General features: G+C 64.9%; 19 protein-coding genes. 10 read left to right on the forward strand and 9 right to left on the reverse strand.

Annotated elements, in window-relative coordinates:
* Positions 1 to 12: 12 nt before the first annotated feature.
* Complete coding sequence (locus tag BH95_RS22190; RefSeq protein WP_037184133.1) at positions 13 to 396, reverse strand: DUF3054 domain-containing protein; 384 nt, start codon at positions 394 to 396, stop codon at positions 13 to 15.
* Positions 397 to 553: 157 nt separating this feature from the next.
* Positions 554 to 1,105, reverse strand: coding sequence for a YceI family protein (locus tag BH95_RS22195; RefSeq protein ID WP_019667830.1), 552 nt, complete (start codon positions 1,103 to 1,105; stop codon positions 554 to 556).
* Positions 1,106 to 1,250: 145 nt separating this feature from the next.
* Between BH95_RS22195 and map the strand changes: the two genes are divergently transcribed.
* Positions 1,251 to 2,021, forward strand: a complete 771-nt coding sequence (map, locus tag BH95_RS22200) for a type I methionyl aminopeptidase (RefSeq protein WP_020112339.1) — start codon at positions 1,251 to 1,253, stop codon at positions 2,019 to 2,021.
* Here the strand turns inward: map and BH95_RS22205 are convergent, their stop codons facing one another.
* Entirely contained in the window at positions 2,022 to 3,167 is a 1,146-nt protein-coding gene (locus tag BH95_RS22205; RefSeq protein ID WP_371828036.1) for a lysylphosphatidylglycerol synthase transmembrane domain-containing protein, read from the reverse strand.
* A gap of 30 nt (positions 3,168 to 3,197) precedes the next feature.
* Positions 3,198 to 4,652, reverse strand: coding sequence for an adenylate/guanylate cyclase domain-containing protein (locus BH95_RS22210; RefSeq protein WP_019667833.1), 1,455 nt, complete (start codon positions 4,650 to 4,652; stop codon positions 3,198 to 3,200).
* A 253-nt stretch (positions 4,653 to 4,905) separates the two neighbouring features.
* On the opposite strand from BH95_RS22210, the gene BH95_RS22215 reads away from it, so the two are divergent.
* Genes BH95_RS22215 through BH95_RS22230 form a run of 4 tightly spaced genes read left to right on the forward strand, consistent with a single transcriptional unit; the run spans position 4,906 to position 8,154 of the window.
* A complete protein-coding gene (locus BH95_RS22215) occupies positions 4,906 to 6,099 on the forward strand; it encodes an AI-2E family transporter (RefSeq protein WP_020112335.1) in 1,194 nt (397 codons plus the stop codon).
* Positions 6,092 to 7,240 (forward strand): MacS family sensor histidine kinase, encoded by a 1,149-nt coding sequence (gene macS, locus BH95_RS22220; protein ID WP_037184137.1) that lies wholly within the window; start codon positions 6,092 to 6,094, stop codon positions 7,238 to 7,240. The genes BH95_RS22215 and macS overlap by 8 nt, the downstream gene beginning before the upstream one ends.
* A complete protein-coding gene (locus BH95_RS22225; protein WP_020112333.1) occupies positions 7,237 to 7,887 on the forward strand; it encodes a response regulator in 651 nt (216 codons plus the stop codon). Before macS ends, BH95_RS22225 begins: the two co-directional genes overlap by 4 nt.
* 42 nt (positions 7,888 to 7,929) lie before the next feature.
* On the forward strand, positions 7,930 to 8,154 hold the full coding sequence (locus BH95_RS22230) for an autophagy-related protein 2 (RefSeq protein ID WP_230594016.1): 225 nt from the start codon (positions 7,930 to 7,932) through the stop codon (positions 8,152 to 8,154).
* Between the two features lie 38 nt (positions 8,155 to 8,192).
* On the opposite strand, the gene BH95_RS22235 is transcribed toward BH95_RS22230, so the two are convergent.
* Positions 8,193 to 8,582, reverse strand: coding sequence for a MarR family transcriptional regulator (locus tag BH95_RS22235; RefSeq protein ID WP_033190293.1), 390 nt, complete (start codon positions 8,580 to 8,582; stop codon positions 8,193 to 8,195).
* A 171-nt stretch (positions 8,583 to 8,753) separates the two neighbouring features.
* Between BH95_RS22235 and BH95_RS22240 the strand changes: the two genes are divergently transcribed.
* The 5 genes from BH95_RS22240 to BH95_RS22260 all read left to right on the forward strand — a co-directional run bounded on the left by BH95_RS22240 (position 8,754) and on the right by BH95_RS22260 (position 15,127).
* On the forward strand, positions 8,754 to 9,860 hold the full coding sequence (locus tag BH95_RS22240) for a glycosyltransferase (RefSeq protein WP_208601210.1): 1,107 nt from the start codon (positions 8,754 to 8,756) through the stop codon (positions 9,858 to 9,860).
* A 36-nt stretch (positions 9,861 to 9,896) separates the two neighbouring features.
* Positions 9,897 to 10,565, forward strand: a complete 669-nt coding sequence (locus BH95_RS22245) for a DUF1707 SHOCT-like domain-containing protein (RefSeq protein WP_019667840.1) — start codon at positions 9,897 to 9,899, stop codon at positions 10,563 to 10,565.
* A 70-nt stretch (positions 10,566 to 10,635) separates the two neighbouring features.
* Positions 10,636 to 10,863: a hypothetical protein gene (locus BH95_RS22250; protein WP_033190291.1), complete on the forward strand. Its 228-nt coding sequence runs from the start codon at positions 10,636 to 10,638 to the stop codon at positions 10,861 to 10,863.
* Between the two features lie 144 nt (positions 10,864 to 11,007).
* Positions 11,008 to 12,912, forward strand: a complete 1,905-nt coding sequence (locus BH95_RS22255; protein ID WP_244165085.1) for an HNH endonuclease signature motif containing protein — start codon at positions 11,008 to 11,010, stop codon at positions 12,910 to 12,912.
* 700 nt (positions 12,913 to 13,612) lie between these two features.
* Positions 13,613 to 15,127, forward strand: coding sequence for a DUF2339 domain-containing protein (locus tag BH95_RS22260; protein ID WP_037184141.1), 1,515 nt, complete (start codon positions 13,613 to 13,615; stop codon positions 15,125 to 15,127).
* A gap of 62 nt (positions 15,128 to 15,189) precedes the next feature.
* On the opposite strand, the gene BH95_RS22265 is transcribed toward BH95_RS22260, so the two are convergent.
* The 4 genes from BH95_RS22265 to trmB all read right to left on the reverse strand — a co-directional run bounded on the left by BH95_RS22265 (position 15,190) and on the right by trmB (position 22,648).
* The gene (locus tag BH95_RS22265; RefSeq protein WP_037184143.1) at positions 15,190 to 17,349 is read right to left on the reverse strand and encodes an MMPL family transporter; all 2,160 of its coding nucleotides are present in this window, start codon (positions 17,347 to 17,349) and stop codon (positions 15,190 to 15,192) included.
* A gap of 209 nt (positions 17,350 to 17,558) precedes the next feature.
* Entirely contained in the window at positions 17,559 to 21,167 is a 3,609-nt protein-coding gene (locus BH95_RS22270) for an MMPL family transporter (protein WP_037184146.1), read from the reverse strand.
* On the reverse strand, positions 21,168 to 21,872 hold the full coding sequence (locus BH95_RS22275; protein ID WP_019665556.1) for an NYN domain-containing protein: 705 nt from the start codon (positions 21,870 to 21,872) through the stop codon (positions 21,168 to 21,170). It lies immediately after the preceding gene.
* The gene (gene trmB, locus BH95_RS22280) at positions 21,869 to 22,648 is read right to left on the reverse strand and encodes a tRNA (guanosine(46)-N7)-methyltransferase TrmB (protein WP_019665557.1); all 780 of its coding nucleotides are present in this window, start codon (positions 22,646 to 22,648) and stop codon (positions 21,869 to 21,871) included. The genes BH95_RS22275 and trmB overlap by 4 nt, the downstream gene beginning before the upstream one ends.
* Positions 22,649 to 22,717: the final 69 nt, after the last annotated feature.

The following is a 22,717-nucleotide window of genomic DNA, read 5'->3' on the forward strand; positions in this document are numbered from 1 at the left end:
GGGGAGATACGGTCAGTTTTTCGGGGTCGGCAACAACTTCGCGAGTGCGCGCCACCCGAGCAGGAAAACAGCAAGCACCGTCGACGCGACGAGAACGAAGCTGAAGGCCGTTCCCTGCCCACTTATCACCCTGAGAATCATCCCGACGACGACCGTCGACACCCAGACGACGATGCCCGTCGGGACAATCAGACACGCGTCGAACTTGTCCCGATACAGCGCCCACGATGCAGCCCAGCCGACCGCGGCACCTGCCACGAACGGCCACGCCGTGTGCACGAGACCGGTGATGGCACCCGCCTCGTCATGGCTGCGCCGGCCGATCGCGCAGAACACGATCACGAGAATCAGATCGACGACGGCGGCGAAAATCGGGCTGCGCTTGGTCACCCACACAGAGTAAATGGGTCGTTCCTGCCGGCTCCACTCCCGTCCACATGGGTCGTTCCTGCCGGCTCCACTCCCGTCCACATGGGTCGTTCCTGCCGACATACGAGAGCACCGGGCGACCGAAGAGGTCACCCGGTGCTCAGGTGGAGAGAGGCGGGCTGCATCAAGCAGCGAGGCCTGCCTCGATCTCGAGGGTCAGTGCGATCTTGTCGCCGACGACTGCGCCGCCGCCTTCGAGGGGCATGTCGATGGAGATGCCGAAGTCGCGACGGTTGATGGTGGTGCTGGCCTCGAAGCCTGCGACCGGGCCTGCGCCCATTCCGGGGTTGACGCCGTTGAACTCGAGCTTCAGGTCGATGGACTTGGTGACACCGTGGAGGGTGAAGTCACCGGTGACCACGAAGTCGCCGCCGTCGGCCTTGACGGAGGTGGAGGTGAACGTAGCGGTGGGGTACTTCTCGACCTCGAAGAAGTCGGCCGTCTTGAGGTGGCCGTCGCGCTGCTCGTTGTCGGTGGTGATGGAGGTGACGTCGATTTCGGCGTTGACCGAGGGGGTGCCGTCCTCCGCGACCGTGATGGCGCCGGAGAAAGCCTGGAAGCGGCCGCGAACCTTGCTGACGACGAGGTGGCGTACCGAGAATCCGACGGTGGAGTGCGCCGGGTCGATGTTCCAGGTGCCTGCGGACAGTTCGGGCAATGCGATGGCGGTGGTCATGACAACTCCTGTTTGATTGAAGGTTCAACACGCATAGTACATAAGCGGACCGCGGTCCGCATCTATTCCCGGGAGACTTTTTCGATTCGTCGACCGGTATAGTTCGGCCGGTATAGTTATTGGATTGTTTCGGGAAGGCCCTACCGTGATCGAGATTCTGAACCCCAGCCAGGTCGCCCTGGCGCGCGAGACCGGCGCACTCGTCGGTGAGATCCTGCAGACCATGAAGAGCCGTAGCGTCGTCGGAACCAATCTGCTCGACATCGACCGGTGGACCAAGGAAATGATTCTCGGGGCAGGTGCCGAGTCCTGCTACGTCGACTACGCGCCGTCCTTCGGTAGCGGCCCGTTCGGTCACTACATCTGCACGGGCGTCAACGACGCTGTTCTGCACGGCCGCCCTCACGACTACACCCTCGCCGACGGCGACCTGCTCTCGCTCGACCTCGCGATCCTGCTCGGAGGTATCGCCGCGGACTCCGCCATCAGCTTCGTCGTCGGCGAGACGAAGCCCGCGGACAGCGTCGCGCTGATCGACGCCACCGAGCGCGCGTTGGCCGCCGGAATCGAGGCCGCGGGTCCGGGCGTGAAGATGGGCGACATCTCCCATGCCATCGGGTCGGTCCTCACCGGTGCCGGCTACAAGGTCAACACCGAATTCGGTGGGCACGGAATAGGTTCGACGATGCATCAGGATCCGCACGTCTCCAACAGTGGCCGCAAGGGCCGCGGCTACACGCTCAGGCCGGGTCTGCTGCTCGCCCTGGAGCCGTGGGTGATGGCCGATACCGACAAGTTGATCACCGACACCGACGGCTGGACGCTCAAGAGTTCCACCGGATGTCGCACCGCGCACAGCGAGCACACCATCGCCGTCACCGACGACGGAGTCGAAATCCTCACGCTCGCACGGTGATCAGGCAGGTTCCGGATCCGACCTGTCGATCTTCGGCTGGACGTCGAGGTGGAGGTTCCTGGCCTCCTGCTTCTCCAACGCGATGTCGTACCCCAGGTCCTCGTGCTGGTGTTTACGGAACAGCACGAGAAAGACGATCCAGCCGACGACGGCGACGAGGATGAAGCTGACGGCGCGGTAGACGAACGCCGCTGCCACGGCCTGCGACGCGCTGATCGACGCCGCGCTGGTCAGCAGCGCGATCAGGGTGGCGTCGACGATGACGAGTCCGCCGGGAGCAAGCGGCACCGACCCGACGGCCTTGGCGGCGGCGAACGCGAACAGCAACCCGGACAGGCGGGGATCTGCGCCGACGGCGAAGCACGCGAAACCGAGGCAGGCGACGTCGGCGAGACGATGCACCGCCGACCAGCCGAGCGTCAGGCCGGCGTCTCGCTTACCGAGCTGTACCGATTGAACCTGTTCGATGATCTCGTCGATCCGCTCCTGCCCGGCATCGGCAGGCTGATTGCGAAAGTCGTTCACCTTGTGCAGAACCCACCGCGCCGCACTGCGGATGGACCGAGGGTGCGCCGAGACGTACCGAACGGCAAGAACGATCGCCAGCACACCGGCGATCGGAAGCACCAGTGTGAAGGTGTTGACCGATCCGCCGACGAGCAACGCGCCCGCGACGCCGAGGACAGCCAGCCCGGCAGCGGCGATGACACCCGATATCGCGAGCTGCCACGACGCGACGACGGGACTCGCACCCCAGCGTCGGGTCTGGCGGTACGTGAACGCCGTCGAGAACACCTGACCGGCGGGCAGCGTCAGAGACATCGCAGTGCTGCCGTAGATGACGGCGACGGACTTGGCCTGACGAACCCGCACACCGCCGGCCTGAAGCAACTGCTTCTGCACCCGCCCGAACGCGCTCAGCGACACGGCTTGGGTGAACACACACGCGGCGAGCCAACCCCAATGGATCTCGGTGAGCGCCTGCCAGGACTCGTGCAACCGCGGCCACAGATAAATGCCCTCGCCGACGAGCAGAGCGATCAACGCGACCCCGGCGATCCACTTCAGCCAGCGGAGGCGGTTTCTCCGGCCTCGGTTGCCTGCCTCAGGAGCGCCGGCCACATGCTCGGGTCTCGGTTCGGCCACCTTCACAGGGTAACCACACGAGTCGAACGTTCACGGGTGCTCCACGGGCCATGCGAGGTGGGTGAGGCGTCGTCTGCCGCGTAGTTGGACCTGATCTCCGAGCTCCCAGTGTTCCTGTTCCTCGTCACTTGCGAAGTACAGAGCGGACGTCGACGCCAGCACGCGGCCGGGCCGAAGTTTGGACAATTCGGTCAAACGAGATGCCTCGTTGACCGGGTCTCCGATGACGGTGTACTCGAAGCGTTCCTTAGCGCCGATGTTTCCTGCCACCGCAAGGCCGGCCGACACACCGATGCCGATGTCGAGTCCGACGATGTCGTCGAGGGCAAACCGCAGGTCACGTGCGGCAGCCAATGCTGCCGTCGGAGCGTCGGGCCGGTCCAGCGGCGCCCCGAAGATCGCGAGGGCGGCGTCGCCCATGAATTTGTTGACGAAACCGTGGTGCTGATCGATCACGTCGACCACCACACGGAAGAACTCGTTGAGAAGCTCGACGACTTCACCGGGTGGGCGCTCCGACGCCGTGGCCGTCGATCCGACCATGTCCACGAACAGCACCGCCACGAAGCGAGTTTCCCCGCCCAATTCGGTACCGAATTGCAATGCGCGTCGGGCCACGTCCTCGCCGACATGCTGACCGAACAGCTCCCGCAGCACTCGACGCTCGGCCGATTCCTCCATCATCCGGTTGAAGCCGACCTGCAGTCGACCGATCTCGCTGCCGTCGAACACGTCGACCTCGACGTCGTTGTCCCCACGCTGGACACGCTCGATCGCCCGGCGAAGCTGGCGAATGGGATCGGAGATCTGACTCGCCGTCAGCATCGACAGAATGAACGCCTGACCGATCGCCAGGACACTGAGCAGGATGATCGCCACCGCGAACGAATCGGTGGAGAACACCAGATCCGTCGTCAATTGCGTCGCGCACAGCAAGATGATGCCGATGACGGGCATCAACGTGCCCAGACCCCACGTCATCGCCATTCTGGTCCCGACGCCCGGCGTCATCGTCCGGTCGAATCGGCCCTCGCTGAGAGCCATCGCAGCCACCGGCCGCAGAATTCTCTCGCCGAGCATGTACGTGAAACCGAACGTCACCGTCGCCGCCATGACCACCGTGACGATCACCGCCACCGCCAGCGACGGCATCTCCGTCACCGTGAGCAGCACGAACAGGACGCCGCCGATGACCCACAGGACGAGATGCACGATCGCCTGTCGCAGCGGCGCATGCAGCGTCGCCATCTGCTCCTTGCGGTTCGGCGGGCCACCGCGCAACTGCCACCGAATCACACTCCGCAACGTCCGAGCTGCGTAATACAGACTCACCGCACCGGCTGCGACCAGATACGCCCCGAACACGTACACATTGCGAACACGATCCGCGACGATCGACTGCGACTCCTCGATGGGAAGCCCGTACCGCACGAACGCGAACACCAACACCGCGCCGAACAGATTCGACAGCAACATCGACAACATATAGAGAGGCCAGCGACTCTTCAGGGTGAGCGAGACCGCTCTCAAAGATGCCAGCACGGGTTAAATTTACCGGGTGACCGAACGCGAGCCGCAGGCAGAAGCGTCAAAGGTACTTCCCAGCCGTCCAGCACCCCCTCCAACAGCGGCCCCCTCCGGTCATTCCGCAGGCTCCACTCCTGGCCTATCTGGTCATTCCGCAGGCTCCACTCCTGGCCTATCTGGTCATTCCGCAGGCTCCACTCCTGCCGATTCGGTGCATCCCCTCGTCCGGATCGGCGCCGAATGGACCTGGCGTCTGCTGGTCATCTTCGCCGGCTTCATCACGTTCTGCTACGTCGTCGCACGGCTGGACACCGTGGTCATCCCCCTCGGCCTCGCGTTACTCGCGTCGGCGATGCTGCTCCCGCTCGTCGACTGGATGCAGCGACGCGGCGTGCCGAGGGCCGCGGCCGTCGTGATCGTGATCATCGCGAGCATCGGCGTCGTCGCCGGGATCATGACGTTCGTCGTCGAGCAGTTCATCGAGGGGCTACCGCAGTTGGGTGACCAATTCACCACGTCGATCAACGACGTCCAGCGGTGGCTGGCCGACGGGCCCTTCCACATCTCGCAGGATCAGATCAGTCAGGCGAGCGAGAACCTCGTCAAGGTCATCCAGGACAACCAGGCCGCAGTGACGTCGGGCGCCTTGACCACTGCGACCGTCATCGGTGAAATCCTCACCGGCGCCGCGCTGACGCTGTTCATCCTGATCTTCTTTCTGTACGGCGGAGACCAGATCTGGGAATTCGTCACCAGACTCGCCCCCACCGGAGCGCGACGGCGGATCCGCCTCGCCGGCAGTCAAGGCTTCGGATCCCTCGTCGGATACGTGCGCGCGACGGTCGCCGTCGCCGCAGCCGACGCCATCGGAATCGGCGCGGGTCTGGCCATCCTCGGCGTACCGCTCGCACTTCCGTTGGCATCGCTCGTGTTCATCGGAGCGTTCATTCCGATCGTCGGTGCGTTCGTCACCGGATTCGTGGCCGTGTTCATCGCTTTGGTGACCAAGGGCTGGCTGACGGCGCTGATCACGCTGGGTATCGTCGTCGCCGTCATGCAGCTGGAAGGGCATGTGCTGCAACCGTTGCTGCTCGGCCGTGCAGTGCGATTGCACCCGCTCGCGGTGGTACTGGCCATCACCGTCGGCATTCTGCTGGCCGGAATCGTCGGTGGCCTGCTGGCCGTCCCCATCGTCGCCGTCCTCAACACTGCGGTTCGGTCGTTGCTCGCCGACGATCCCGACGAGGTCTACGAGGAACTGGAAGAACACGATCCAGGGGAGCCTCTGTTCCCGGCCGAGGCCGACAGCCCGCATCCCCACAATCGCGAACTCGACCCGGGCAGTCTGAGCACCCCGGATCTGTCGAAAGAGACCGGCTCGGAACGGAAGCCGACCGATGGGTGACGCTGTCACGCCGCTGTGGCGGGCCTCGCAGGCGTTTCGTCTGATCACGTTGATCTACGCGATCAGTTATCAGGTGGCCTCGATGTCCTACTACAGCAATGCTCGGCTGAGCTGGTTCTTCGTGGCGTTGATGGCGGTATGGACCGGTCTGTCCGCTGCGCTGCTGTCGAGGGCGATGCTCCCGCGGTGGAAGGTGGTACTCGCCGACCAGATCGTCGTGATCGGGCTGATGGCGTCGACTCGCCTCGTGTCGGAGTACGAGTGGTACAGCACTCACCAAACCCTCCCGACGACGTTGTGGGCGACCAATGCGGTCATTTCGGCGGCAATCCTGTTCGGGCCCAAGGGCGGTATCGCGTCAGGCATCCTGTTGTCGGTGGTCAGTGCTGTGGTGCGCGATCAGATCGATCTGGATCTGTGGACCGATGCGACCGCACCGGTTCTGGTGTCCGTCGGTCTTGCGCTCGGGTTGGCGAGCAACACCGCCCATCGAGCGCACGCCGAACTCCAGCGCGCGGCCCGACTCGCGGCAATCACCGAGGAAAGAGAACGTCTCGCCCGGCAGGTGCACGACGGTGTGCTGCAGGTCCTCGCGCTCGTTCGCCGGCGTGGATCGGAAATCGGTGGTGTTGCAGGCGAACTCGCCGAGCTGGCGGGTGAACAGGAAGTAGCGTTGCGAATGCTCATCTCCGAGCAGGGGGAGCCGAGCCGAGTCGACGCCACCCAGGCTGAAGTGGACTTGCGCAGCCTTCTTCGTCCCTACGGCAGCACCACTGTCTCGGTGTCCTCCCCGCCGGATCCGGTGTTGCTCGACAGGTCGGTGGCCGAGGAACTCTCCGCCGTGGTCGACACTGCACTGTCCAACGTCGCGCTTCATGCAGGCGAGGGTGCTCGAGCCTATGTCCTGCTGGAGGACGTCGACGACATGGTCATCGTCAGCGTGCGCGACGACGGCGACGGTATCGCTCCCGGCCGACTGGCGGCTGCGGAAGCCGAAGGGCGGATGGGCGTGTCGAAGTCGATACTGGGCAGGGTCTTGTCGATCGGCGGAACGGCTGTGCTGGACACCGACGTCGGCGTCGGAACCGAATGGGAGATCAAAGTGCCGAAACAGCGGAACGACCCGAAGGACAAACGATGACGCAGGAGCAGATCACCGTCATGGTCGTCGACGACCACCCCATGTGGCGCGACGGCGTCGCACGGGATCTGGAGGCCGCGGGATTCGACGTCGTCGCGACGGCGGACAGCGTCGGCGCTGCAGGAAGGCGGGCGAAGGCCACACAGCCCGACGTCGTGCTGATGGACATGCATCTGCCGGACGGAAACGGAGCCGACGCGACGAGCAAGGTTCTCGAGGGCTCGAAGAACAGCCGAATTCTGGTGTTGTCCGCATCGTCCGAACGGGAGGACGTACTCGACGCCATCAAAGCGGGTGCGACGGGGTACCTGGTCAAGAGCGCGTCGGCCGACGAACTGTACGAGGCCGTCCGTTCCACCGCTGCGGGGCAGGCGGTGTTCACGCCCGGACTCGCGGCGTTGGTTCTGGGTGAGTACCGGCGGATGTCGAGCGCGCCGGAGGGAGAGCGAGACTCTCGCCCGACGTTGACCGAACGCGAGACCGAGGTTCTTCGTCTGGTCGCAAAAGGGTTGAGCTCCAAGCAGATCGCCACGAAGCTGACGCTCAGTCATCGAACCGTCGAGAATCATGTGCAGGCCACGTTGCGCAAGCTGCAACTCGCGAATCGAGTCGAATTGACGCGCTACGCGATCGAACAGGGTCTGTAGCCGAGTGTTTGCGTGCCCGCGCGGACGGGCACACCTGAACGCATGACCGATACCGACAAGCCCGTCGACACCACCGTCGATCCCACCGAGAAGACGCGCGGTCAAGATGCCGACACCGGGCAGAGCGCGAACGAGCGCGGACGCGCAATCGAAGAGTTCGACGAGCACATCGACGGATCCGGTGATTCACCGTCGTTCCCGACGCCCGATCCGGACGACGTGACGGACACTCCGACGGACCCGAAGACCACCACCCGCACCGAGTGACGCCCAGGCTGGGCAGGCGGAAGTCCTGGCCAGCCTGTTCAGCGCCGGACGAGGCGCCCGATGGCGCACCGCGCGTACGGCAGGTACGGGAGCACGAAGGCCGGCGGTCCGTCCAGGGTCAGCCAGGTGCGGCTCCCGTCCGGCCGCGACGCTACCCCGTGGGTGAGCGTCAGCCCCAGCTTGCGATTCTTGAACCAGACTTTGGACGTCCACGTCCAGCCCGCTTCGTCTACATCGGTCACCTCGAAGTCGAGTCGAAGCCACAGTGGGCCTTCGAGCCGGCCGAACGACTGTGTGCACACGCGCGACATGGAGTATTCGACGGACACGATCTGCGTTGCCCACGACGACCACTGGCGTGGGTCCATGTACCGCTCCCACACCGCACCGGCTCTCGCCTCCCCAACGGCATCGATCGTGATCTCCATCTCCACGAATTTACCCGGGGATTCGCCGAGAAAAACGTGGTGAGCGGTCTATTTGGCGGTTAGGCAGTGCGGGGAAGGTCGTTGTCCGGATTCCCGACGTTCAGAGTCCTCCCACTCGTCGTTCTCCTACTCGTCGACGAACGGTCACGGCGCGTGGTCACACTCGACGCAGTGCGCATCGTGCAGCTTGCGAACTTCTACGGACCGCGTTCCGGCGGTCTTCGAACCGCCGTGGATCAATTGGGTGCGGGCTACACGGCGGCCGGCCACGAGGTGATTCTGGTCGTGCCAGGAGAGCGAGCGACCGAGACGATCCTGCCGTCGGGGGTTCTGCGCATCACCCGCCCTGCAGGCAAGATCCCCTTCACCGGTGGCTATCGCGCGGTCAATCCTCGATCGACGGCCGGACTCCTGAGTGCGCTGCGTCCCGACGTCGTCGAGGTGTCGGACCGCCTCACGCTGAGAGGGATGGGGAAGTGGGCAGCCCGGCGCGGAGCTCGAAGCGTGATGATCTCCCACGAGCGCCTCGATCGCCTACTCGGGCAGATGATGCCCGACGCGACGGCACGAGCACTCGCCGACGTCGCGAACCGTCGCACAGCCGAGACGTACGACGCCGTCGTGTGCACCACCGCTTTTGCACGACGCGAGTTCGAGCGCATCGGCGCCACCAACGTCTCGCAGGTTCCACTCGGCGTCGACCTCGACATGTTTCATCCGGGCAGACGCGTCGGCGATTCCGCGTCGCCCTGGCATCGGGGCTGTGGCCGACTGCTCGTCCACTGCGGTCGATTGTCGGTGGAGAAACGGGTGGACCGCAGCATAGATTCGGTTGCTGCGCTTCACCATTCCGGATTCGATGTCCGGTTGGTGATCGCAGGCGACGGACCGAGGCGCGCCGGGCTCGAACGGAGAGCCCGAGGGCTCCCCATCGAGTTCCTCGGATTCGTCGACGGGCGTGAGGAACTCGCCGCCCTGCTCGCGTCGGCGGATGTCGCGGTGGCGCCGGGCCCGCACGAGACATTCGGGCTGGCCGCACTCGAATCGCTCGCCACCGGAACCCCCGTCGTCGTATCGAGGTCGTCCGCGCTGGCCGACATCGTGACCACCGACTGCGGTGGGCGCTTCGACGACACCGCAGACGGATTGGCGACGGAACTGTCGAGGGTGTTCGACCTACCCGCTCCAGCCCGACGGACGGCGTCGCGGGCCAGGGCGGAGCAGTTCGGCTGGCCGCTGTCGGTGGCGGGGATGCTGAGCGTGCTCGAATCCGCATGATGGCCAGGTTCGGCGTCGACACCTATCCTGGAACGCATGGAGGCGAGGGATCTACGAGTGTCCGACGCAGAGAAGGAGCATGTGGGTCAGCTCCTGCAGCGCGCAGTAGGGCAGGGCATGCTGTCACTGGGCGAATTCACCGAGCGGATGGACACGGCGCTGGCCGCCAAGACCCGCGGTGAACTGAACTCCGTCCTCGCCGACCTACCTGGCATGCAAATCGCCGAGGAGCACCGCCCGCCCAGTCCCACTCCGTACAACGCCGTCCCGGCGCCTGCCTATCAACCGCCGACGCATTCGCCCTGGCAGGGGCACGCAGGAAACGCTCACGGCGGTCCGGGCGACGTGGTGCGCGGAACGATGTCCACGGTGTCGCGCAAAGGGCCGTGGCACGTGCCGCCGAAGTTGTCGATCCAGAGCAAGATGTCGACGATTACGCTCGATTTCACACAGGCGATCATGTCGACCCAGGTGGTCGAGGTGACCGTCGACGATTACTGCAGCACAATCTCTCTCGTTGTCCCCGAGGAGGCGACGGTCGACCTCAACGGCCTCGACACCGTGGGCGGCAGCGCCAACAACAAGGTCCGCACCGGCCCGCCCATCGGCCGATTGCACGTTGTCGTGCGCGGCAAAGTCCGCTTCGGCTCCGTCACCGCCAAACACCCACTCGGAACGTCGTTCCGACGGATGTTCGGACACTGATCGCGCTTCGGGGTGAATCTCAGGGTCGACCCCGATTGACGACGCCCGTACCTGGCGAAACGATGAAGTGATGCAGATCCAACAAGTGTGGCCATTACTGGCAGTCCGTACGCGATCGTGGTTGATCGAACACAACGGTGAGCCGCTCGACCCGTATGTTCAAGCCGAACTTCTCTCCGTCGCGGGAGATTCGCCCGACCCGGCGTGGTGGGCCGGGCATTCTTCGGCAGATCAGTCGGAACTGACCGACGCCGCCGTCGACTGGATCGAGTCGGTGGCAAACGACGAATTGGATTGATCGACCGTAAGTTTCAGGCTGTTGCTCGATCAGCTGTCTCGTCCGGTTCGCTCGAGTTCGCGGACGATCGAAGTATCCAGCAACTCCGACGGTATGGGAACGCGTGTTCGAAAACTTGTCGGTGGGTCTGGTTATCGTGGTGTCATGCTCATGGGGGATGAGGGTTCGGGGACAGCAGTCGGTGACTCGGCGGTCGGTGACGCGGGGGTCGGTGACTCGGCGGTCGACAGTACGGGGTCGGTGTTGCCGATCGAGGCGGCGTATCTGGCTCAGGTGGTGGCGACGTTGGAGCGTCAGGTGGAGATTCTGAGTCGGATGAACATGCGCGGCGCCAGCACGGCGGATCAGCGTGCGGTGTTGGTGCGTACCGAGGCGGTGACGCGGTCGTTGTTCGGGCAGTCGCACACCTGGCTGGCGGATCTGATGGATCTGCGTGGTCTCGATGACATCTGGGGATCGGTCCCCGACGCTCTGGCGGTGTTGCTGCGGATCTCCCGCAGGCGGGCTGGGCAGCGTATCCGTTTGGCGGAGACCCTCGGTACGCGCACGGCGATGACGGGGGAACGTCTGGCCCCGGAACTGCCCGCGACAGCTGCTGCCGCGCAGGAGGGGGTGCTCGACGAGGAACCGCAGGAGGTGATCCGCAAGTTCTTCCGGCGCCTGGGCAGCAAAAGCGATGTCGAGACGCGGGCGAGCGCGGAGCGGCAGTTGGCGCAGCTGGCTCGGGAGCTCGGTCCGGACGAGTTCGCGGTCGCCGCGCGCCGGTTGTACGACCTGCTCGATCCGGACGGGGATCTGACCGACGAGAGCACTCTCGCCGAGCGCTGCTACGTGAAGATGGGCAAACCGGGGCCCGACGGTCTACGCAAAGGCAGCTTCGTCGTCGACCCCGAAACCGGTGCGTACATGGAAGCGATCTTCGAGAAATGGGCCAAACCCGGCATGCTCGACCCCGACGACGCCTCACCCCTCACCGACCCACCCGAACCCACACCAACGGCTGGCACAGCCGACGCAGCATCGACCGAACCGACACTGTTCGGCAACGGCAACGGCAACGGCAACGGCAACGGCAGTGGCAGTGGCAGTGGTGGGGGCAGTGATGACGGCGGTAGTGGCGGCGGCGGCAACGTCGAGGGTTCGGCGAGTTCGGAGGAGCATCCTGAGGTGGTCGAGCGGGCGCGGCGGGATCGTCGCAGTGTGGGACGTCGACAGCATGATGCGCTCAAGGCGATCACGCGGCAGATGTTGGCGTCCGGGAAGCTCGGTAGTCACCGCGGGCTGCCGGTCACCGCGGTGATCGTCATGCAGTGGAAGGACCTGCAAGCGGGTACCGGGCATGCAGTGACCGCGGCCGGGACCACCATCCGGATGCGTGATGCGATCCGAATGGCCTCCCACGCGGAGCAGTACCTCGCGCTCTTCGACGACGACGGCCGGCCCCTGCACCTGGCCCGCACCAAACGACTCGCCTCTGCTGATCAACGCATCGTGCTCATCGCCGCCGACCGCGGCTGCAGTTTCCCCGGCTGCACCCGTCCGGCGACGCGATCGCAAACCCACCACATCGAAGAATGGGCGCAGGGCGGGCGCACCGACATCGGGGATCTGACATTCGGCTGCGATATCCACCACCCACTGGTCGGGCCGGGAGACAACGAGTGGGCGACGACGAAAGCCGGACCCGATCACCCCTATCCCGGGCGGACACTGTGGCATTCACCGGTCTCGGTCGACCCCCAGCGCCGCGGGCGGGTCAATCACTTCCACCACCCGGGGGAGTACATCGTCTCCTCCGACACACCCCTACCCGGACTCGAAAACCACACGACCCACACCACCGGCATCACCGACACGACCGGCACCACCCGAAACGGCGCCATCCGACCCCAGGACGGACAACCCACACACCCACCCACACCGAGCACCCCCACACCAAGCACCCCCACACCAAGCACCCCCACACCAAGCACCCCCACACCGAGCACCCCCACACCAAGGACCCCTGAAGCGAGCCCACCGGAACAGGACCCACCACCAGGTCGATGACCACCAGCAGGCTGCCAGCGGCACCCACGCTCCGCGTGTGCCGCGCACAGTCAGGCCCGCAGAAGCAAAGCAATGCGTAGTAGCAATATCAGTGCGCCACAAGGTCGATCATCGCAGCGGGCAGCGGGCAGCGGGCAGCGGGCAGCTGGCAGAGGGCAGCGGGACAACGCCGTGGCCTGAGCCCTAGCCCAAAGCCCGAGCCTAAGCCGTCGCTCGGTGCCGAGGAATTACCCACGTCGCCCGGGTAGTTCTACTCAGGACTCGGGGGTGGGCGACGACAACACTGAACCGCATGACAACACCAGGGATCGATCCGCGATTGGTTTCCGGCCTCGCGAGCCAGTTCGCCTCCTTGAGCGAGCAGATGCGCCGAGTGTCCGGCGACCTCGGCGTCCTGCAGAGCCAGCTGACTGTGCCTCGGACGGAACAGCCCAGCCCGGCTTCGCAGCCTGCGGTCCACTACCCGTCGCAGGGAGTTCCGTATGCGTACCCGGGTTCGTCTCAGCAAATCCATCCGCATGCGCCCACGCACCAGCCTGCATCCATGCATCCACAAATGCCCGTACATCCGCAAACGCCCGTACATCCGCAAACGCCGGTGCGCCCCCAGGTGCCGGCGCAGCCTCGGACGCCGGTGAGGTCTCCGGTTGCTCCGAGGCAGCCTGCGCCGAAGTCGGAGCCGTGGTGGCAACGCGACGGTGTGATCAGCCGCGTACTCGCAGTCGCGGGTGCAGGAGTCACTCTGGTCGGCGTGGTCATGCTTCTCGTGCTCGCGGCACAGGCCGGATGGTTCGGCCCCGAGCTCAGGGTCGTAGCCGGGGGAGCTTTCTCTGTCGCACTGGTGTACGCAGGGTCGCGGATCTACCGCAAATCCGGTGGACGGGTCGGTGGAATCGCAACCGCAGCAACAGGTATCGCCGGGCTCTATTTGGACGTCGTGGCGGTGACCGTCATCTACGAGTGGCTGGAGCCCGCGATCGGACTCGTAGCGGCATTCGGGATCGCGGCGGCAGGCGTCGCGCTGGCCGTCTCGTGGCGCTCGCAACCGATGGCAGTCCTCATCCTCGCCGGCGTTGCGGTGTGTGGGCCGGTGGTCACCGGCGGAATCACGTTGTCGCTCATCGCGTTCTTCACTGCCACGTTCATCGCGAGCTTCGCTGCGCAGCTCGGCCGTGACTGGCCGTACCTCGCTGCCGTGCGGACGCTCCCCGTTGTGGTGGCCACCCTCGTCGGGATCGCTCAGGCGGTCAGCTTGGATGTGATGGGGAGCGACGCATTACCGCTCCTGATCGTTTCGGGGATCGTGGCCGCGTTCGGTGTCGGTAGTTCGGTGGAGTTGTTGCGTCGCACTGCAGCCGACGTCATGGCGTCGGTGATGGCCGGAGTATCCGCCGTTCCAGTCCTCGCGGTGGGAACGCTGTTCGAGCCGTGGACAGTGACCTTGGTCGAGGGTGTGGTCGCGATAGCCTGCGTCGTCGTGATCGCGATGGTCTCCTGGTTGCCTGCCCTCGCCCGTACGATCCTGACGATCGTCGGCTCGCTTGCGCTGCTGCAGGCAGTGCTCGTACCGACGGCAACCGAACTGCGGCCGCTCGCTTTGCTGGTCGTCTCCGCTGTACTGCTCGCTACGGCGCACCGCGGAATTTCGAAGCCGGCGTACTACTCGGCCCTGGCGTTCGGCCTGTTCGGTGCACTGGGATATCTGGTGGTCTCCCCGCCCGCAGCGATGATGGATGCGCGTTATGCAACAGACGAATTCGGTGTCGTGCTCGCTGGCGTGCTTCTCGCGATCGTATCGGCCGGACTGGTAATGGTCGGTATCCAGCTGAAGATCGTGGATAAGAACGCGCAAGCGTGCTCGGTGGTTGCCGGACTGGCGTCTCTCTACGCACTGGCGTCGGCAACGGTTGCCCTCGGAGTGGCGGCGATCGGCGGAACCACCGGATTCGTCGCCGGACACTGCGCCGCAACCATCGAAGCCATGGCGATCGCGATGGCACTGCTGGCTTTCGGCCTCAAGAGCGAAAAGTACGCGCACACTGCACTGTTGGCCGGACTGTCTCTGACCGCGGTGTCCGTCGCGAAACTGTTCCTCTTCGACCTCGTGGCCTTGGACGGACTGTTCCGAGTCGGAGCTTTCATCGTTGTCGGACTGCTGCTGCTCTTCGCAGGCACACGCTACGCAAAGGTGTTCGCCGACCGCGCCGCGAGCTGAATCAGCACGACGCTACCCGTCGCGGTTCCTGCTGCTCAGGAGCTGCGACGGGTAGCGCTGGTCTACAGGTACTTCTCGCCGAGACCCAGCTTCTGTTGAACTTTCTTCATGGACTTCGGTGCCCACCAGGCGCTGTCGCCGAGCAGCTTCATGACCGACGGCACGAGGAACATCCGAATGACCGTGGCGTCGATGATGAGTGCCGCGATCATTCCGTACGCGATGTACTTCATCATCACCAAGTCCGAGAATGCGAACGACCCGGTGACGACGATCAGAATCAGCGCCGCAGCGGTGATGATTCGCCCCGAATGGGCTGTCCCGATGCGCACCGCGTCCGTGGTGCTGGCACCCTTCTCCCGCGCTTCGACCATCCGTGAGAGCAGGAACACTTCGTAATCAGTGGACAATCCGAACACGATAGCGCCGATCAGCAACAGAATCATCGCCATGATCGGACCGGGTGTGAAGTTCATCAGGCTCGCACCGTGGCCGTCGATGAAGATCCAGGTGAGGATCCCCATCGTCGCACCGAGCCCCAGAGCGGTCATGAGGACGGCTTTGATGGGCAGGATCAGCGATCCGAATGTCAAGAACATCAGCAGCGTCACAACGAGGACGACGAGGACCGCCGTCAGTGGAAGTCTTTCCTCCAACGCCTCGATTGAGTCGTATTCGATTGCAGGAGTTCCGGTTACGGATACCGTCGCGCCGTCGGGAACCTCGATTCCGCGTAGGTGTTCGATTGCCTCGGACGATTCGTTCCTGTCTTCGAGACCAGCTTTGAAGACGATGATGCCGTCCTTGCTGGTGCCCGTCGGTGAGAATTTCTCGACGAGACCGGGTGCCTCGTTCGCCTGCTTGGTGATCTGCCCGAGCGAAGATCCCTGCGCGCCCTCGATGACCAACTTCAGGGGCTCGGTACGTTGCCCGGGAAACAACTCGTCGAACTGAGCCTGGGCGACGCGTGTGGGGTTGTCCGGCGGCAGGTAGGTCTCGTTGATTCCGCCGAACTCGATCTTCCCGACGGGAAGAGTCAGTACCAGCAGGCCGAGAACGATGACCACGGCCACCTTGATCGGACGCCGCATGACCCAGGAAGTGAGCTTGCCCCACATCCCGTTCTCGATTTCCTCGGACGAGCGGGTCTTTCGCATGAACTTCAGACCCAACGCGTCCACGCGTGGCCCGAGAATTGCGAGGAGCGCGGGAAGCACCGTCACAGCGGTCAGGGCGGCAAGCGCAACAGTCGCAATCGACCCGTAGGCAACCGATTTGAGGAACCCGTGCGGAAAGAGCAGGAGACCGCCCAGGCTGGCCACGATCATCGTCGCCGAGAAGACCACCGTTCGCCCGGCCGTCATGACCGACCTCTTCACGGCGTCCGCGGTGGTGCGACCGTCTCCGAGTTCTTCACGGAAACGCGAGACGATGAACAGGCCGTAATCGATGGCGAGACCGAGACCGACCATCGAGACGACCGGGGCGACAAAAGTGTTCACCTCGGTGAAATCGGTGAACAGGCGCACGATTCCGTTGGCGCCGACAACCGTCAGGCCACCCACGATCAACGGCAGCGCCGCAGCGACCACACCGCCGAAGACGAAGAACAGCAGAACCGCGACAGCAGGGATGGCGAGGATTTCCATCCGGTGAATGTCTTCGGACATCGTCGACTGCAGTGCCCCCGCCACCGCCTGCAGACCGGTCACCTGGACATCACCGCCCTGGCTGTCGACATCAGGAATGTAGAACGCGTCCTTCACGTCCTGAAAGTTGTTGGTCAGCTCGGTGTCGTCGTCTCCGACGATGGCGATGCTGGCGATCGCGTGACGCTTGTCCTCGGTCGCGAGCGCCGCAGCGCTGACGACGCCGTCGACCTGGAAGTAGGTGCCGTTGATCTTGGCGATTCGGTCCGGGTGGTCGGCGACGAGCGAGCCGAGGCTCTTCGTCACGGCCGCGGTGAAGGCCGGATCGTCGACGGTCTTGCCCTCGGGCGCGGTGTACAGAACGATGACGTCGCCCTCGGTGTCGCGTCCGAACGTGGAGTCGGCGAGCGTAGCCGCAGCCACCGATTCCGAACCTGGATCGTCGAACCCGCCCTGGCTCAGATGGTTCTCGAAACCCACTCCGTACGCAGCCATCGCGAGGAGGCCCGCGACCATCACACCCAACACCGTGTACCGCCAGCGATGGACGAGATCTCCCCAGGTGGCGAACACTCAGTCTGCTCCTCGTTGTCGTCGAAAATCGGCCACCGACGCCGACGAACGTGCAGCGTGGCGGGGTCCTAGGGGACAACGGCCGAGAATGCGTCGACGTTCCGATCGAGCGTTGTGACACCGAACAATGCTGCCCGACGAATATGTGCCCGAACACGACGAAGGCCACCCGAGCCGCCTCGGGTGGCCTTCGACAAGGTGAAGATTCGTTACTTGCGACGCTCGCGCGCCAACAGCTCGCTGACGCTCAGTGTCTGACGGCTGTCGCCTCCGCGGTGTCGACCGCTGTCCGGGTCCTCGGTACTGGAAATACCGTCGGCCGGGGCAGTCTGTTCGTCCGAACGACGTGACGAACCTGCCGGACGCTCGTCCGGTGTCGGTGTCGGTGTCGGTGCCGGCCACGACCTGGTCGACTGATCCTCCGGCGCTGGGGTGCGTGGAGCATTGCGCGTCGAAATGTCGTAGCGAGCCCGGGGAGCGGCCTGCGTGCGCGGCGGCGTCGGCTGTTCCGGTTGCGGGGTCTCCGGGCGTGACGCTGCAGAAGGAGGCTCGGCGTCACGGCTCTGATCCTGCGAGTACCCGCGAATCCCGCCGGTCCTCGGCGCGGTCGGCCCTGCTTCCGGCGGCCTGCCGGTGCCGCGCGCGCCATACGCCGAGCCGTTGGAGCCGGCGGAACTGTAACCCGAGCCGTTGGAGCCATGTCCGGAACCGTTGGAGCCTTCAGTGGAACCGTTGCTGGAGCCGTATCCCGAGCCGTTGCTGCCCGACGCGGAGGAACTGCGGCCGCCGGAACCGCTGCCGTTCGAACCGTTGCCGTCCGAGCCGCTGCCGTTGACGCCGGAGCCGTAGTAGCTGTTTCGTCCGGAGCCATTCGTGCCCGAGCCGTTCGTGCCGGAGCCATGTGTGCCGGATCCGTTCGCGCCGGAGCCGTTGGTTCCCGAGCCGTTCGGTGTTGCGCCGTACGCAGCTGAACCGTTGCGGCGTGGTTCGTCCGACCGACTGGATGCGTTGACGGACGTCCGGTCGGCGTCGGCGCGGGTGTTGTCCGTTGTCGAGCCGACGGGAGCCTGCGTTTCAGGTTTCGGCGCCTCGGGTTTCGGCGTTTCGGGTTTCTGTGGCTCCGACGGCGCACGAAGGTCGGCCAACCAACTCTCGATGGACCGTGGGTCGGGGGAGGAGCTTCGGTTGCTCTGTGCGCGGACCGGTTCACGCTTCGGAGGTTCGGGCCGCGGCACCGGTGGAGGTGTCGGCCTCTCGACGGCGGGTTGCTTCTGGGTAGCCGGCGGCCGGGGGCCGGGAGCGGAGCCTGCGGAGTGACCCGAGAGGCCGGGAGCGGAGCCTGCGGAGTGACCCGAGAGGCTGGGAGCGGAGCCTGCGGAGTGACCCAGGGGGCTGGGAGCGGAGCCTGCGGAGTGACCCGAGAGGCTGGGAGCGGAGCCTGCGGAGTGATCCTGAGTTTCGGGGGCTGCGGACGGCCTGCCGGTGGCGGATCGGCGTTCGTCCTCCCGGGCGGCGTGCGTTGCGCGGATCGGCCCGGATCCTGTCGGCGCGACGACGGGGATCGGTTCGGTCAGCGGTTCGCTTCGGCGTGGGGCGGTGCGCACCGGGGGTGCGACGGGAGCCGGTGCGCAGGCGGTGGCGAGTTCGGGGACGTCGGTAGGCATCAGTTCGTCCTCGAGGATGGTCTCGCCGAGACCGAGCTTCTCCTGGATTCGCTTCATCCACTTCGGTGCCCACCAGCAGTCGTCGCCCAGGAGTTTCATGGTCGCTGGGACGAGGAACATGCGGATGAGGGTGGCGTCGATGATGAGCGCGGCGATCATTCCGTAGGCGATGTACTTCATCATCACCAAGTCGGAGAACGCGAATGCGCCGGTCACGACGATGAGGATCAACGCCGCCGCGGTGATGATGCGTCCGGTATGCGAGGTTCCGACGCGGATGGCTTCGCTCGTGGACGCACCTCTCTCCCGGGCCTCGACCATGCGTGAGAGCAGGAAGACTTCGTAGTCGGTCGACAATCCGAACACGATCGAGATGATCAACACCAGCACCGGGGCCATGATGGGCCCGGGTGTGAAGTTCATGAAGCTGGCGCCGTTGCCGTCGATGAAGATCCACGTCAGGATGCCCATCGTCGCGCCGAGTCCCAGCGTCGTCATGAGCACAGCCTTGATCGGCAACACCAACGATCCGAACGTCAGGAACATCAGCAGCGTCACGACGAACACGACGAGTATCGCCATCAGCGGCAAGTTGTCGATGAGGGCCGCGATGGAGTCCTGTTCGATCACCGGAGTGCCGGTGATCTGCACCGACGAGCCCTCGGGGACATCGATGCTGCGCAGGTAGTCGATGGCGGGCTTCGAGTCGTTTCGATCGACGAGGCCTGCCTTGAAGACGATGATGCCGTCTTTGCTGGCGCCGGTCGGGGAGAACTTCTCGATCAGGCCGGGAGCCTCGTTGAGTTGGCTGGTGATCGCAGCGAGGTTCGGACCCTGCGCGTTCTCGATGACGGCCTTGATCGGCTCGGTGCGCTGGCCGGGGAACAGTTCGTCGAACTCGTTCTGGGCCTGGCGGGTGACGTTGTCCGGCGGCAGGTAGGTCTCGTTGATGCCGCCGAACTTGATGTTGCCGACGGGCAGCGTCAGCAGTACCAGACCGAGGACGATGGGAATCGTGACCTTCAGCGGGTTGCGCATGACCCACCGGGTCAGCTTTCCCCACATGCCGTTCTCGATTTCCTCGGACGACTTGGTCTTGCGCATGAACTTGAAGCCCAGCGCGTCGACCCGTGGCCCGAGGATTGCCAGGATGGCAGGCAGGATCGTGACCGCGGTGAGAGCCGCGAGGGCCACCGTCGCGATCGATCCGTAGGCCACCGATTTGAGGAAACCCTGCGGGAACAGCAGCAGGCCGCCGAGGCTGGCGACGATCATCGTCGCCGAGAAGACGACCGTCCGACCCGCGGTCATGACCGACCGTCGAACAGCCTGCTTCGTCGAATAGCCGTCACCGAGTTCCTCGCGGAATCTCGACACGATGAACAGTCCGTAGTCGATCGCGAGACCGAGTCCGACGAGCGAGACCACAGGCGCGACGAAGCTGTTTACCTCGGTGAAATTGGTGAAGACCTTGACGATGCCGTTGGCGCCGACGACGGTCAGGCCGCCCACGATCAGCGGAAGGGCCGCGGCGACGACGCCACCGAAGATGAAGAACAGCAGCACTGCGACAGCCGGAATGGCCAGCAGCTCCATGCGGTGGATGTCGCCCGCCATGGTCGATTGCAGGGCACCCGCGACGGCTTGCAGTCCCGTCACCTGCACGTCGACGCCGTCTATGTAGAAGACGTCCTTGACGGCTTGAAAATTGTTGGTGAGTTCGGTGTCGTTGTCGCCGAGCATCGCGATGCTGGCGATCGCGTGGGTGCGGTCTTCGGTCGCCAGGGCATTGACGCTGACCACACCGTCGACCCGGAAGTAGGTGCCGTTGATCTTCTCGATCTGCTCGGGGTTGTTCGCGACGAGCGAGTTGAGACTGTCGGTGACCTTGGCGTTGAACTCCGGATCGTCGACGGTCTTGCCCTCGGGCGCCGTGTACAGCACGATCACGTCGCCCTGTTTGTCGCGGCCGAACGTCTGATCGGCGAGGCGCGCGGCCTGCACCGACTCGGAGCCCGGGTCGTCCCAACCGCTCTGGCTCAGGTGGTCGTTCAGGTCGAGGCCGTATGCGGCGAAGCCCAGAAGCGCGGCCACCATGACTCCGATGACCGTGAACCGCAAGCGGTAGACGAGATCTCCCCATCTGGCGAACACTTAAGAAACTCCTTGGCGCCCGACGAGCAGGGCGGACAGTGGGCGGAACGGCTGCAACCATGCGCCCTCGTCCGGGAGCGAGTCCAGGCTCACCCGTGGCAGAGGCTCACGGAAGACGCCGGGGATGTCCTCGAGGTCGAGGAACTCCAGCGTCTCCGACGTCACCGCCCAGCTTGCGTGCTCACGGAATCCGAGCACCTGAACGGGTACGCCAGTTGCAGCGATGTCCTCCAACGGCTCGCGAAACGCTTGTCCGTCCGCAGACGCGACCATGACGCCGGCCAGCCCGCCGCCGCGATTACGCAGCTCGATGTGGTCCAGCATGTCGGCGTCGACATCACTGTCCTCGTCGACCTTCGGCTTGGCGAACACCGCGAAACCCACGTTACGCAATGCTTCGACCCACGGTCTAACCACATCGGCGCTGCCAGGGGCGATGTTGGTGAACACCGTCGCCTCGGGTTCGAGCGTCGACGTGCCGGTGGCGGACAGTTCCGCCGTCCGTTGAAGCAGCCATCGGCCCAGCGCATCGAATCGCGGGCGGTAGGCAGCCGTCGGCCGACCGCCGAGAATCGCGCCGAGGCCCATGTCGAGATTCGGCGCATCCCACACGAGGAGCACTCGTCTGGTGTGTCGAGTATCACCCGTGTCGATGTTCGGGATCGGGGCCAGCGACGTGTCGACGCTCTGCTCGCTGTACGTCATCGTGGACTCTTCCCCCATATCAGCTCCGTCACCGAGCTACCCACCAGTTGGGCTTTGCCCTCGAACTTGGTGACGGGCCGCTCGTGTGTCATCGGAGATTCCCAGTCGAGAACGGTCAAACCGGGCTCTGCGTTCCCGGCTTCGGCAATCCACTCCGCATAGTCTGCGTGATCGGTCGCGACGTGCAGTACTCCGCCAGGTTTCAGACGGTCGACGATCATCGCGAACGTGGGGGCCTGCAACAGGCGGCGCTTGTGGTGACGCGCCTTCGGCCAGGGGTCGGGGAAGAACACGCGGACCCCGGTCAGCGACTCGGGCGTCAACATGTTCTCCAGAACGTCCATCGCATCGCCGCGGAGCAGCCTGATGTTCTCGATGTCGTCGCGCTCGATCTGCTGAAGGGTCTGAGCCAACCCGGGCCGGTAGACCTCGACCGCCATCAGGTTGACGTGCGGCTCGGCCTTGGCCATGGACGTCGTGGCAGTTCCGGTTCCCGATCCGATCTCGAGGATCGCCGGAGCGGAACGACCGAACCAGGCGTCGACGTCGATCTTCTCGTCGGCGACGTCACGGCCGATGCGCGGCCACAGCGAATCCCACGTGGCCTGCTGGGCATCGGTCAACGCGCCGCGCCTGGACCGGAAACTGGTGACGCGCGGGTACAGCCGAGAGCCTCGATTCGACTCTCCACCGGCCACGTCCGGCGTGTCCGGGGTCTCCGAATCGAGATGTTTGGCTGTGCTCCGTGCGTCGTTCACCGCACCATTGTCGCGCATCGACGGACTGTGTGACAGGTGGGTCTCGAGTTGAAGTTGAGACTTGTCGTGAAGGCGCAGGCCAGAGCC

The organism is Rhodococcoides fascians A44A (assembly GCF_000760735.1).
GTDB classification, from domain to species: Bacteria; Actinomycetota; Actinomycetes; order Mycobacteriales; family Mycobacteriaceae; genus Rhodococcoides; species Rhodococcoides fascians_E.